Annotated in this window: 9 protein-coding genes; 6 read left to right on the forward strand and 3 right to left on the reverse strand. The window is 31.9% G+C overall.

Translation table 11 applies throughout. The annotated features are described in order from the left end of the window. The first annotated feature begins 833 nt into the window (after positions 1 to 833). Genes ACIQ7L_RS15520 through ACIQ7L_RS15530 form a run of 3 tightly spaced genes read left to right on the forward strand, consistent with a single transcriptional unit; the run spans position 834 to position 4044 of the window. Complete coding sequence (locus tag ACIQ7L_RS15520; protein WP_400570431.1) at positions 834 to 2120, forward strand: TniQ family protein; 1287 nt, start codon at positions 834 to 836, stop codon at positions 2118 to 2120. Between the two features lie 3 nt (positions 2121 to 2123). After that, positions 2124 to 3479 carry a TnsA endonuclease N-terminal domain-containing protein gene (locus ACIQ7L_RS15525; protein ID WP_400570432.1) on the forward strand — a complete coding sequence of 452 codons (1356 nt, stop codon included), beginning with the start codon at positions 2124 to 2126 and terminating at the stop codon, positions 3477 to 3479. 4 nt (positions 3480 to 3483) lie between these two features. Continuing rightward, positions 3484 to 4044 carry a TniQ family protein gene (locus ACIQ7L_RS15530; RefSeq protein ID WP_400570433.1) on the forward strand — a complete coding sequence of 187 codons (561 nt, stop codon included), beginning with the start codon at positions 3484 to 3486 and terminating at the stop codon, positions 4042 to 4044. 754 nt (positions 4045 to 4798) lie between these two features. On the opposite strand, the gene ACIQ7L_RS15535 is transcribed toward ACIQ7L_RS15530, so the two are convergent. Next, positions 4799 to 5905: a pyridoxal-phosphate dependent enzyme gene (locus ACIQ7L_RS15535; protein WP_400570434.1), complete on the reverse strand. Its 1107-nt coding sequence runs from the start codon at positions 5903 to 5905 to the stop codon at positions 4799 to 4801. A 163-nt stretch (positions 5906 to 6068) separates the two neighbouring features. On the opposite strand from ACIQ7L_RS15535, the gene ACIQ7L_RS15540 reads away from it, so the two are divergent. Further along, a complete protein-coding gene (locus ACIQ7L_RS15540; RefSeq protein WP_400570435.1) occupies positions 6069 to 6941 on the forward strand; it encodes a LysR family transcriptional regulator in 873 nt (290 codons plus the stop codon). A 317-nt stretch (positions 6942 to 7258) separates the two neighbouring features. Here the strand turns inward: ACIQ7L_RS15540 and asnB are convergent, their stop codons facing one another. Then, positions 7259 to 9151, reverse strand: coding sequence for an asparagine synthase (glutamine-hydrolyzing) (asnB, locus tag ACIQ7L_RS15545; RefSeq protein ID WP_400570436.1), 1893 nt, complete (start codon positions 9149 to 9151; stop codon positions 7259 to 7261). Between the two features lie 382 nt (positions 9152 to 9533). Then, on the reverse strand, positions 9534 to 10052 hold the full coding sequence (locus ACIQ7L_RS15550; RefSeq protein WP_400570437.1) for a DJ-1/PfpI family protein: 519 nt from the start codon (positions 10050 to 10052) through the stop codon (positions 9534 to 9536). A gap of 143 nt (positions 10053 to 10195) precedes the next feature. Between ACIQ7L_RS15550 and ACIQ7L_RS15555 the strand changes: the two genes are divergently transcribed. Together ACIQ7L_RS15555 and ACIQ7L_RS15560 are read left to right on the forward strand one after the other, a co-directional pair. Continuing rightward, positions 10196 to 10570 carry a winged helix-turn-helix transcriptional regulator gene (locus ACIQ7L_RS15555; RefSeq protein WP_400570438.1) on the forward strand — a complete coding sequence of 125 codons (375 nt, stop codon included), beginning with the start codon at positions 10196 to 10198 and terminating at the stop codon, positions 10568 to 10570. 1773 nt (positions 10571 to 12343) lie between these two features. Further along, a complete protein-coding gene (locus ACIQ7L_RS15560; protein ID WP_400570439.1) occupies positions 12344 to 13882 on the forward strand; it encodes a thiol-activated cytolysin family protein in 1539 nt (512 codons plus the stop codon). Positions 13883 to 14312: the final 430 nt, after the last annotated feature.

Below are 14312 nucleotides of genomic sequence, written 5' to 3' on the forward strand. Positions count from 1 at the left end.
TCTTTTATTTTTCGTCATAGTAGATTCTCCTCAAATATATTAGTTGTAGTCTACTTGACCTTAATTTTTTTGTCTAGTTCAGTGTAGCCTATCCATTTTTTAGATTTAGGTCTTGATAATTTATAAAAGATTCGATGCTTTATCTTTTCAATTAAAAAATTCTAAATTTGTTTTGATTAGACTTTTTTTAAAATGAATTTATTTTTATTTTCTGTAGAATAAGGATCTGTAAGTTGTTTTTAATTAAACTTTATTTCAAGGCAACACTAAAAATCTAAGTTTTTACTTTTGTAATACTACCTAGGTTTTCATCTCTTTTTTCTATAAAATCAATAGCATTCAGAGCATCCATTTCCGTTGCTAATCCCAGTGGGTTTCGCCTTCCAAATATGTCCTTTTGAACATTGCCATTTTAGTGATGTAGACATATTGATATAAACACTGGAATCTTTTGGACTCTGCCAATAAGTACATATCACCAATTGCTTTTTTACTTCCATTTTTGATTCCCTCCGTAAAACTCCCCTTCTTTCTAGTATAAAACAACAACTTTTTTAATTCATTATTATTTATCTTACAGCAATAATTAAAGACTTAATTCAGTAGCATGTAATCTTTTAATTTGAGTATATTTTTTCTTTAAGCACTACAGAAACAACTTTATTGTAAACGTAAAAACTGTATTGTTACTTAAAATCTATTTTATGTTAAAAAACATAAGGTTTAAGTCCAGAAATCAGTGTCTATATTTATAATAGGACAACTTAAAAAGTGCGGTGTTGAAATTGCATTATGCATATTCAAAAAGAAGTCAATTATATGGAGTCAAACCTATGGGAGTAGGGAGTCCTTATATGGAATGCTTAACAAGTTACTTGATTAGGTTATCAGAAGTACATAAAGTTTATCCGTCCTCGTTACTTTCTTATATCGTTGCACCAATACTTGATAAAGAATTTTTTATCAACAGTGTTAAAAGGGGAGGGAATAGATTTTACGATGGTGCCCGAACAATTAATACTTTTGAAAAAAATGCTGTAGACATGGTAACTGTTTTAGAAGATCTAACAGGAGTAAAGCATTTAGATCAATTGACATTAATGGGATTAAAGGACGTAATTCCATCGCGGTATTTACTAAAGAATCATTTATCTTGGTGTCCATTATGTTATGAAGAACAAATGAATAATGAAGAAAGTTATTATAATCCATTATTGTGGCAGCTTGAGGTAGTTAAGGTATGCCTTAAGCATAAATGCAGCTTAGAAATATATTGTCCTTCTTGCAATAAAAATCTCCCTATTTTACACAGGAAAAGTCAAAACGGATACTGTGTATATTACAATACATGGCTCGGTATAGAAAAAGATAGTGATCCAGATTTATATAACCTGGATAATAATCCTAAAATAACTTTAATGGCGGAACAATTTATAAATCATAAAGAAGAAATATCGGTTTCAGGAAATAGACAACAAATCATTAGAAATTTAAATTACCTTGTTGAAATTTATGAAGATGGGAATCTACAAAGGTTTGCGAAAAACTTAAACTTAGCAAAAACGACTCTTTGGGATTGGTGTAAAGGAAAAGTTTTACCACCCCTTCCTAGGATTTTTGAAATATGTAGCTTATTTGATATTTCACCGGTTTATTTCTACACCCAAGATATCAGTACAAATAAAAATAAAACTCTAATTACCTTGAATACAGAGCTTGCTTCACGGAATCAAGGTACAAGAGAAATCAGATTTGATCACACTCGAGCATTGGCTATGCTCGAGAAGTATGCCAGCAATTCAGAACATATTATATCTATGACTGAATTAGCTAAGTTGATAGGCTACCCTAAAAGGACGCTTTACGAACATTTTCCAGACCTATGCAAGATTATTTCTGCAAAGAATAAAGAATTTATTAAAAGACGAACAAAACAGGCTTATGAAGATAATTGCTTAATAATTGATAACTGTGTTGAAGTTCTAGGAAAGAACGGTGTGTATCCGAGTAGAAGAAAGATAGAAGAAATTGCCCATAAGCCAGGGTTACTTAAAGATAAGAAGTTAAGAGAGTATTTAAATGTATTGATGCAAAATGAATTTTCTAATGATAGGAGGTAAGTCATGTTCAGTGAACAGGAGTTTCAAAGCTGGTGTATTTTGTTGGATTTTACCAAAGAGGCGGTTAGTACAATTCAAAAAATCCGGACATCACCGCCTTCTCGTAGTGTTAGGAGTTCGAAGAAAAACGTATCTGGGAAATACCCAAGTAAGAAAATGGGGATGTCTATTCAATACGAGAGTTATACAGTTGAACTAGTTGCTATGTACCTAATGGAATATGATGATGATGTACTCGAATATTATGATCAACCTATTACCTTAAAGTTAGATTATTCTCGTGAAAATGGTAAGAGAATATCTTTTTATTATAATCCAGATTTTTTAGTATTAAGAAAAGATGGTGCACAGATTGAGGAATGGAAAACCGAAGAACAACTAATTAAGCTTTCAGAAAAAGATCCAGTAAGGTACTTAAAAGATGAAGATGGGAACTGGAGATGTCCACCTGCAGAAATTGCAGCCAATCAATTAGGTTTGGATTTTGTTGTTCGATCATCGGCTGAAATGGATATAAATGTGCACAGAAATCTTATATTTCTAGAGGCGTATCTCAAGAATGGAGATTATACAGTACCAGAAGACAAGAAAAAAGAAATCATTAATATTCTTTCTTCGAATTTAGGAATGAAATTATCCGAACTGCTGGCTTCTTTAAAAACAACAAATGCTGATGATGTATATACATTGATTGTGAAGAATGAAATATATGTGGACCTGATGAAATATATAATTGCCAATTCTAATGATGTACCGATTTTTTTGAGTGAACAGCGTAGTAAGGCATTTGAAAGTATTAATTCAACAAAAACTGAAAATATTCATCCTGTAACAGCTGTAACAATAGATGTTAATGCGACAGTTATGTGGGACGGAATTCTTTGGAGGATTGTAAATGTAGGTTTTCAATCCATCTCGCTTTATTCGGATGAAAATGGGGTATTAGAATTACCTAAAATACATTTTATAGAGTTGCTGAATAACGGTAGGATAGATCTCAAAAATGAAAAAGAGGAGAGTAGAAAATATGCGCCCTTTATAGAAAATATATTAGAAATGGGACCAGAAGAGTTGGCAAGGGCTAATAGAAAAATAAATGTAGTTAAGCGAAAATTAAATAATGAAAAAATACCTAGTAGTGAAGTTTCTGAAAGAACTTTGAGACAGTGGGTAAAAGACTACAAAGAGGCTCAACAGATATATGGAAATGGATATATAGGTTTATTAGCTAAAAATCAAAGCAAGGGTAATCGAGAGAAAAAGCAAGCGGAAAAAACAGTTGCGACTAGAGGGCGTAAGGTAGGAATACGTAATCCAAAAAGAGATCCTGTAGGTAAACAAGATTATATGGAAGGCTGAAAATATGGATATATCTAAAAAGCCAACAGTTAGTTATTTCTATCCTATAAAACCTATAAATATTGGTACTCCAATGGTTGAATGCTTAAATAGTTATCTTAAAAGACTTGCTGATGCGCATAATGTTAAATTAAGAACCCTTGTTTCTCATATTATTTTTTTGCATCCAGAGAAGCGTAACTTACTTTCTAAAGAACCTCAACAGGGAAGTTTTATCAATCAGACTTCTTATTATAGTATGGCAAAAAGTACATCGATAATTGCTGAATCCTTAGAACTGTTAACGTTACAAAAAGGTTTTAAGTACATGACGATGCTAACTTGGAAGGAAGTTGTATATTCTCAGAATTTATATAATTTTCATAAGAAGTGGTGTCCCCACTGTCTTGATGAATGGAAGAAGGTTGATGAAGAAATATATGAACCATTTATTTGGTATTTTGATTGTGCCACAGTATGTTTGAAGCATAAAAGAAAATTAGAAGCTTTGTGTCCTAATCCAAAATGTAGGAGAGAACAAGTAGCTATTAGACAGTCTCGGGGGTCATTGTTATGCATGTGGTAATTGGTTAGGACAAAGAGAATATGATTTTTCGGAAAAGCAATATGAGATAACTCAAAGAGATGAATGGATTAATAAAAGTATAGGAGAATTGTTACAAGTAGCTCCATACATTGTTCCTCCGACAATAGAAGAGATCTCTTTAATGCTTGAACAGTATGTAACAATTCTTTTTCAAAGTGACCATCGCCAGTTTTGTAAAGCGGCAGGAATACATCCTATGACTCTAAAAGCAATTATGCTTAGAAAGCAAAGGATATCACTACAAGCACTTTTATCATTAAGCCTGTATACTAAAATTCCATTGTTAAAGTTACTGAACTTGTCGTATAAAAGTTCTAATGAATAAAATAGTAAGATTAAATACCTCATGCTGATAATAGGTATTTTTATTTGTCTTGTTGTAAAATTCACGGCAAGCTTATGGGTTAATAATTAATCCACGGCAAAGTTATGCTTCCTTTAGCGGCAACTTTATGGGTAAAGTCACATTGTGTGTGGATTAAAGCATAAAAATGTTACAATTACATTCTTATGCTTTAAAATTGACGTGACAATATTATGCTTTAATGTAGTTTTGAAATAAAGAAGGATAAAAAACTTTTCTTAAAAGTTCATACAGGGGTCACCATACATGCCCATCAAGCTAATAAAAGCAAATACCCCAAAACCCAAAACGAGAAAATGTACATCTCCAGGTGAAAATGTACATTTTTTGTTCAAGGGGTTCTGCAAAATTTAAATTTGATGGATGAATTTAAACTTCTAAAAAACCTGAAGATGTCCCCATAGCAATTACGATGTCTTCTTTTTTTAAGAGGTTTTGATTCTTTAATTGATTTATCGTATGGATTACTGTAGCCGAAGAATTTTCAAGAAAAAGACCCTTTGTTAATAGGAATTGTTGATCTTTTTTTGCCTGTTCTTCGGTAACTACTGCTGCTAATCCATTAGATTCTTGTAATGCACTCAAAGCTTGGAAAGTCACCGTTGTTCCGTCTAATGATTTCAACCCAGTTTCTCCAATAAATTCTTCTGTATAGTGAACTCCATTTAATACATTTGTTAAACGTGGAAAGGGCTCAACTGCTATCATTTTGGGAAGTTTTATTGTATTTTTATTTAGGGTAATTTCTTTAAAACCTTGCCAAATTCCCCACAATAGGTCCCCTCTAGAAACTGGAACAATGATTTTAGTAGGTACTTTTCCTTGCAATTGTTGCAAAATTTCATAGGCAATAGTTTTATAACCTTGAATTCCAATAAAATTACTTCCAACGGGAGGTGTTAAATAGTTGCTGGCAGGGTAAAATCCATTATCAGAATATTCCTTTAATTTAATCCATCTTTCTTCAGGTGTATCAGTTAATATTAAGTTTGCTCCATAACCTTTAAGTAATGATTGAATACGATTATTTAAGTTTTTCGAAGCAATTACAATACATTTTATACCTCCGAAAGCCGCATAGGCTGCCAATGAAATTCCTGCGTTTCCACTAGATGCTACAACTACACCTTCGGATCCTGTTTCAATAGCTCTTGTTACAATTAAAGAACTCATTCTATCTTTATGTGAGCCTGTTGGGTTTTGACCTTCGTATTTTATGAAAATTTCCCCAAATTCTTCTTTATCAATTAATATAGGAATCAATGGGGTATTTCCTTCCCCCATAGAAAAGTAAGATTTATAAGGTAATGCACAAGTCGTATCATCCTGTTTATATATTATTTTTAAACTTGACGGCATATTTTCAGCCAAGCATCTTGGACAGCCTTCAAAAAAATCAGCAAAATCATAGTTGTTATAACAACGTAGGCATTGCAAATAATTTATTTTAGGATTTTTTTTAATAGTTAATTTCAATGTAAACCATCTCCTAATTTCAAATAATATAATTAATATTTTATTTCGTTTTACTGCGTTTCTATTTCTTTATTCAATAATTAGTGTAAAATGATTATTGATTATTGTCTAATTGAATTATTCTATACTAATAATTGATTTTTTGAATTAAGAGGTGATATTTTTGGACTATGAACAAATTAAATCATTCCTTTCTGTAGCAAATCATCGACATTTTACAAAAGCTGCTGATGAGTTACATGTAACTCAATCAACAATTACTACAAGAATTAAAAATTTAGAAGGATACTATGGACAACCTTTGTTTTATCGTTCAAACAAAAAAGTTGAACTTTCTGATTTTGGAAAAAGAATATTACCATTGTTAGAGAGACAGTTATATATAATGGAGAAAACAAAGGAAATTGCCAAAGAGTACCTAACAAAAGAAAAAGTAATTTGTCTAGGGGTAACATATTCTTTATGGAATCCTGTTTTAGTTAAGTGGGTTGAACATATACATACTGTTTTTAGAAATATACATTTTAAATTTATAACAGACCATTCTCCACAAATAATGGAGGGTGTTAAAGATGGTTCTATAGATATTGGAATAGTTTATCATGCTCCATTAAATGATAATATTAAAATTGAAGTAGTGGGATATGATTGTTTTTCCTTATATGGTGCCTCTTCTTTTCATATCAATGAGAGACTTAATTCGAATAACATTATAAACTATCCAATCGTATATCTAGATTGGGGAAGAACTTTTGATGATTGGTTTTTTAGAGAATTCGGTGAATCGTTTACACCTTTTGTACAAGTTGGTCACAGTAAAACTTTACTAGATTTTGTAAAATCCGGACAAGGAATTGCATTTATTCCGGATCGAATCGTTGAATCATCAGATGGTTTAGAGAAGGTTCATAAACTTGCATATGAGTCTTTAAATCTGTTATATCCTCAGGAAGTGTATCTCATTGCGAAGTCAACCGCACTGCATAACGAGGCTATTCGTTATTGCAGAGATTCTTTAAAAAAATACGTATTTTAAATGCAATTTTCATCAAGATAGAGTAAATTTATATTCATAAAACGAAAAAACGCTATTCTTTTTGTAGAAATATACAGAAAGTGTACAGAGACAATAAAGTCGTTGCATTTTGATGTAAAAAACTAAGAGCAATACTACAGTTTGTAAGTAGTATTGCCCTTTAAAGTTGTTTAATATGAGGTATATCTTCTACTTTCCTCGGATTCGTGTATTGGATTCCGGATTCCAGGTAAATTTGCTTCTACAGCCGAGAAAGAAGGTTTTTTTAATATGTTTAAAAATATTTTTTGCTGGGAATTTGAATTTCCCTTATATGTCTATATATATTGATTTACAGTTTCTTGAAATGTACTTGTATCAAATTTATGTTCTATATAAATTTGATGCCATACCATAAATGATAAAACTGTCCAAATTTTACGGCTATAATCCCCTTTTCCAATACAGTGTGCTTCGAGCAATTTCAAAACGTATTGCTTATTAATTAAATGATCAGTTTGACTTTCTGTAATAATAGTTACAGCCCAATCATACATTTCACTCTTTAACCAATGACGAATTGGTACAGGAAACCCTAGTTTTTTACGTTTTAACACATGATTCGGAACAATGCCTTTTACTGCTTCGCGTAGAAGAAATTTTGTTGTTCCATTTGCAATTTTTAAATCATCTGGAATTTTTGATGCAACATCGAACACTTCCTTATCTAAAAATGGAACGCGAAGTTCTAAGGAATGCGCCAATGTCATTCGATCTGCCTTTACAAGTATATCACCACGCAACCAGGTAAACATATCAATATATTGCATCTTGCTTACATCATTATAAGAACGTATTTCATTGTACAAAGGTTTGGTTATATCCATGTAGTTTACAGCATTACTGTAGTTTTGTATAAGCTCCTCTTTTTCACTTTCTCTGAAGATTTTTGCATTTCCATAGTAACGCTCTTCGATAGGTGTACAGCCACGTTCAATGAAGCTTTTTCCTTTGAAACCTGTTTGTAATGCACCACTCAACGCTTTTAGAGCGCGTTTTCCTGATGACGGAATATACTGGAATAACTTTAATGAATTCGGTTCACGATAAATATTATAACCACCGAATAATTCATCAGCCCCTTCACCAGATAAAACCACTTTGACATGCTTACGTGCTTCTTTTGCTACAAAATATAACGGAACAGCGGCTGGATCCGCCAATGGATCGTCCATATGCCACATGATTTTTGGAAATTCATTCATAAATTCTTCTGGCGTTACAAGAACGCTATGATTTTTCACATTGAGTTTGTCTGCTGTTTCCTTTGCCACATCAATTTCACTAAAACCCTCATGTTCAAAACCTACAGAGAATGTAAGCAAATTAGGATTAAACTCTTTTGCAATAGATACAACAATTGAGGAATCGATCCCGCCAGATAAAAAGGATCCAACAGGAACATCGCTTCGCATATGCAATTTTACAGAATCATATAATACATCACGAATCTTTTTGATATGACCCTCTTTTGACACATTAGAAGCATTAAAATATGGCTTCCAGTAGCGATGGAAGGAAATTTCTTTCCCAGGTTCTTTAACAAAATAGTGTCCTGGCTCTAGCTTATTAATCTCCTTATTTAAAGATTGTGGTTCTGGTGCATATTGATAAGTAAAATAATGATGTAAAGATGAAATGTTTATACCTTTATCCCTCAATGCATGAAGAATGCTTTTCTTTTCAGATGCAAAATAAATCATCTCTTCTTCTTGTGCAATAAACAATGGTTTAATACCAAAATGATCACGTGCACCGAATAAACGCTTTTCTTCACGATCCCAAATTACAAATGCAAACATGCCACGCAAGTAATCTACACACTTTTCCTTCATTTTTGCATATAAAGCAATTAGTACTTCTGTATCTGATTGCGTTGAAAATGTAGCCCCTTTTTCCAAAAGCATATTTCGAAGTTCTACATAGTTATAAATTTCGCCATTAAAAATAATCACATATCGCTCATTTTCATATGTCAATGGCTGATGGCCAGCCTTTAAGTCAATAATGCTCAAGCGACGGAAGCCAAATTGTACATGTTCATCGCGGAAATAGCCTTCATCATCTGGTCCACGGTGAAGAATCATTGAATTCATCATCTCAAACTGTACAATATCCTCAGTTGAAAGTTCCCTAGGTTTATCATATAAGCAACCTACAAAGCCACACATACTGTTACCTTCTCTCTAAAAAATTCCTTTTACAAAATATCACCTTAGGTATGAACATAGATAAAGTAATCCTTACCATGAATTTCGAATAAAGCAAGGACATTCGTTCTTTTGTAACATATTGAAGGCACTATTTTGATTTATGTAGTTTGTTAGCAATAACCCTACAAATACAACCATCTTTAGTGTGTTGATTGAATTTATCCAGCAACTGAAATAGCTAGTTGCTGGATAAACTCATGAATGAGTACTTTTTCATCTCGGAATCTTTATTTTGAGTATTCCAAAATTTTTTTTTAAAATAGAACACTCTATCTAAAGAAGCATTAGAAAGTAAGTTCCTAAGGGATCCGCACAAATTGCTCAAAATTAAATATAAAAATTAGATTAGTGCTTCAACTAAGCTTTTCCCAAACTCTTTAGCACCCTCTGGACCGTCACTTGTTATAATATCACTATGAGCAATAACATGTTGTGCAACATATTCTACATTATTATCTTTCAATGCATTAATCATCACATCTACTGGATAACATGTTGCTTGTCGTCCGGAAAGTAAACCAGTTTGTGCTATTACAACAGAGCCAGCACAAATTCCTGTTACAAGAATTTTCTGCTCATAAGCTTGCTTCAAATAACTTATCAATGTTTGATTTTCCCATAGATGATCTATAGTGCCAGAACCGCCAATAACAGCTATAATATCGTTATCATTTACTGGAACTTCAGAGAAAATAACCTCTGCTTTTGTCTTCCCTTGATTATCTCCTGTAATTTCACCAATTTTGGTACTTGCAATCGTCACTTTAACTCCTGCATTTTCTAATACTTCTTTTGGATGAAATAATTCATCTTCATTAAAGCGATCTGGTGGTATAATAAATAATGCGTTTTTATTCATTGTGTGTTTATCTCCTCTAAATAAAAAAAATTTTAAGATTAAATATAGTTTAACCTCGATTATTCACACTGTGAAGACCGAACTTTTTTGTACGAAGGTTACCTAAAAGTTACTATCGTAAGAAAATAAGGAGTTAAGAAGACATGTCAGATACATTACGAGAAGACATTAAAAAGAAGATATTAAATGGTGATTTTAATTGTGAAAAAGAACTTACTTTGTCTGTACTTAGCGGGAAGTGGAAAGTAGTTATTTTGTGGCACCTGGGTGTAGAAGGACCACATCGTTTTAGTGATCTTCAAAGACTTTTCCCTAAAATATCTCACAAAATATTAACTAATCAATTACGTGAACTTGCAGAAGATAGAATTATCCGCAGGGAAGTGTTCCCAGAGTCTCCCCCAAAAGTTGAATACTCTATGACTGAACTCGGAATGACTTTGCTACCTATAGTTGAAATGATGTATGATTGGGGAAAAAAACGAATGATAGAAATTAAAGAAGAATTAGGTTGTTAGAATCAAAAGATTAATAACCTGAAACTTCCACTCCTAAAGGGCAAGTTGGCTAACGCCAGTGAAATTTTTGCTACCAAAGGTAAAGTCCATTCCTTCCACTCGTAAAATAACCAAGGTAGCGAAAGAACTTCTATTCGCTGAACATCTAGGGGTATTGCTAACAAAAAATAAACTACTTCAAAACGATAAAATTGAGAAATTTTCACTTTTTGTTTTGGGGCAATTCTTAAGTTGAATGAAAATAATTAAAAACTTTAGTGTACATAAATATTGGTGTCAATTTTAGTAAAACAACTACAGCCATATGGCTAATATTAATACTTAAAATACTTTGAACATGATTCTAAAGTAGAATTGTATATTTTTGTAGATTATGCCAATTTGTATGAGAATAAAATTATCAGTTGGTAGAAGTAATCTATCTTTAACATTAACACGAAGTGTATTTAAGTTATACTTAGAAAATTTATATCTCATATATCTTGAAATATCTTCTTCGTGTGTAGATAAAAATATTTGTTTATCTCTAAATTCATTGCGTAATAATTCAACGAAAGAGGCCATGTTTATCTCATCCATAGTCTGGACAGGGTCGTCAATTAGTAGAATATTTATAGAATCATTTCCGTAAACTTTATTTAAAGCTAATGTTAGAATTGATGTTGAGGCCATTCAGGCTTTCCTCGAGAGAGTTCTAGAGGGAATTAATAATGAGCCTGTATCAATTACTGATATTTGTAAAGAACTAGGTGTAACACGACCGACCTTAAAAATACATTTTAATGATTTATTAGAAGAGATTAAGTTAAAAAATAAAGAGGCTGTCTCAAAAAGAAGTATAACTCTAAAGAAAAATAGAGAAATTAAGTTATTTGAGACAATACATCTATTATATAATAATGGCACTTATCCAAGCATGAGAAAGGTTCAAGAGGTATTGGATTTTAATATTGGATTTGATAACGATTTTATAGACCTATGGAGAGAAACTCTTAAGGGATTAAATTTACCTTTAAGACCTAATTAATATGACCTGTTTTCACATGAATTATTGTGTTTAAACTATAATAATGGCAGTATTTTGTGTTTAAAGCATAAAATTGTCTAAAGTGAATGATTTTAATGAAAGTTAGTAACGAAATTTAGTTTACGGTCATAAATATTGGAATAAGGAAAGTAAAAGAAGCTTGTAAATGCTGCTATAAATGCATTTACAAGCTTATGATTTAAAGAGTTACAATATTATGTTTTAAATCACATTTGTGTGTAACAAGAAGCATAAGATGGCCGTTACGGTCAACTTATGCTTCTTTTAGTTTGTGGCCAACTTATGCTTCCAACAATAAACTTTTAAATTACTCATAAAATGCAAAGAAATGCTTTACCTCTTCAAGTAACTAATTTTAAGAAGTTTTACTTACCAAGCTAATATTTTTAAGTATCCACCAAACGAAAATTTTATCTCTCTATAGCTTTTCATGGGAATTCAGCTTATTTTTTCATTTTCTTCTTTTTTGTATGTAATATTGCATATAAGAATGTATTGATAAAAATGTAAGCGCTTACTATAATAGAGGCATAAAGATAAATCACATCTTAGTAACAACAAAAGAGGAGGAAATAATATGACAATCGCAATGGCAATTTTAAAATTTGTAGGTGGAGTACTTCCATTAGTTCAAGAACTTTTAAAAGCATTTATGTAAGTTTAATATTTAGCAATTATTTATGAATAATTATCATACTTTAATACGAAAAAAAGGAAGGTAGGAGTTGATTTTTTTGAAAATTAAGAAAAACACCAAAGGAATAAAATTCCTAACATGTTTATTAGTTAGTTTATGCACTATTAATTATTCATCTATTTCTTTCGCGGAAACACAAACAGGTAATTCAGCTGATCAAGCAAAAAATGCTAGTGGCATAGATACTGGCATAGCAAATTTAAAGTATGATAGTAGAGATATTTTAGCAGTAAATGGTGATAAAGTAGAGAGTTTTGTGCCGAAAGAAGGTAAAAATTCAAATGGTAAATTTGTAGTAGTTGAACGTCAGAAAAAATCACTTACAACTTCACCAGTGGATATTTCGATTATTGATTCTATGACTAATCGTACTTATCCAGGAGCAGTACAACTTGCAAATAAAGCTTTTGCGGATAATCAGCCGAGTTTATTAGTGGCCAAGAGAAAACCTTTGAATATTAGTATAGACTTACCTGGCATGAGAAAAGAAAATACAGTAACTGTCCAAAATCCAACATATAGTAATGTATCTGGAGCAGTAGATGATTTAGTATCTACTTGGAACGAAAAGTATTCATCAGCACATACGTTACCTGCAAGAATGCAGTATACAGAATCTATGGTTTATAGTAAATCTCAGATAGCAAGTGCTCTTAATGTTAACGCTAAATATCTTGATAATGGACTGAATATTGACTTTAATGCGGTTGCAAATGGAGAGAAAAAAGTGATGGTTGCGGCATATAAGCAAATATTTTATACCGTAAGTGCAGAACTACCTAACAATCCATCAGACCTGTTTGATAATAGTGTTACGTTTGAAGAGTTAACTCGTAAAGGGGTAAGTAATACGGCTCCGCCTGTTATGGTGTCAAATGTAGCTTACGGCAGAACCATTTATGTGAAATTAGAAACAACTTCTAAGAGCAAAGATGTACAAGCTGCCTTTAAAGCCTTACTTAAGAATAACAGTGTTGAAACGAGTGGACAGTACAAAGATATTTTTGAAGACAGTACCTTTACTGCTGTAGTATTAGGCGGAGATGCAAAAGAGCATAACAAGGTTGTTACAAAAGATTTTGATGAAATACGAAATATCATTAAAGATAATGCAGAATTAAGTCCTAAAAATCCAGCATACCCGATTTCATATACAAGCTCTTTCTTAAAAGATAATTCAACTGCTGCTGTTCATAACAATACAGATTATATCGAGACTACATCTACAGAATATTCTAGTGCGAAAATGACGCTTGATCATTATGGTGCATATGTTGCTCAATTTGATGTATCTTGGGATGAATTCTCATATGATGAAAATGGAAAAGAAGTACTAACCCATAAAACTTGGGAAGGAAACAACAAAGACAAAACTGCTCATTTCTCTACAGTCATACCACTTCCACCTAATTCAAAAAATGTGAAAGTCTTAGCGAGAGAATGTACAGGTCTTGCATGGGAATGGTGGAGAACAATTATTAATGAACAAAATGTTCCATTAACAAATGAAATAAAAGTTTCAATTGGAGGAACGACATTATACCCAACTGCTAATATTAGTCATTAATTAAAGCCTAATTGTGATTTGAACCATAATTTTGCCGTTTCGGCAAGGTTATGGTTCTTTTTATTTACGGCAAAGTTATGCTTCTAAAAAATTATAAGGAAAAGTATTTGGGGATAGCGCCACATCGCCATCAAGTTAAGAATTCATTGTTCCCCAAAACAAAAAAATAGACAACTGTGAAGGATAAAATTTTTGTTTTGGAGGTATTTCAAAATATTAGCTTGATGGGCAGGGGGTATTTAATTACTTTACCTTGATGGAGATGTGTTTCCTACCCTAAAAAACACCTTTGTGCAGGAACAAGAAGTAAAATTCAACTTAATCATAAGGAATGTTGCAAATAAAGAAGGTGTTTTTATCCGTATATTTCATGCACGTATATGCGATTTTTTTATCAGAAACAAAATGCAATAACCAATAGAAGTTCTGT

The organism is Bacillus sp. NPDC094106 (assembly GCF_044764345.1).
Classification (GTDB): domain Bacteria; phylum Bacillota; class Bacilli; order Bacillales; family Bacillaceae_G; genus Bacillus_A.

Coding starts and splice junctions, on each gene's coding strand:
- ACIQ7L_RS15520 (WP_400570431.1), top strand. CDS start 834: ATGGGAGTAGGGAGTCCTTATATGGAATGCTTAACAAGTTACTTGATT.
- ACIQ7L_RS15525 (WP_400570432.1), top strand. CDS start 2,124: ATGTTCAGTGAACAGGAGTTTCAAAGCTGGTGTATTTTGTTGGATTTT.
- ACIQ7L_RS15530 (WP_400570433.1), top strand. CDS start 3,484: ATGGATATATCTAAAAAGCCAACAGTTAGTTATTTCTATCCTATAAAA.
- asnB (WP_400570436.1), bottom strand. CDS start 9,151: ATGTGTGGCTTTGTAGGTTGCTTATATGATAAACCTAGGGAACTTTCA.
- ACIQ7L_RS15550 (WP_400570437.1), bottom strand. CDS start 10,052: ATGAATAAAAACGCATTATTTATTATACCACCAGATCGCTTTAATGAA.
- ACIQ7L_RS15555 (WP_400570438.1), top strand. CDS start 10,196: ATGTCAGATACATTACGAGAAGACATTAAAAAGAAGATATTAAATGGT.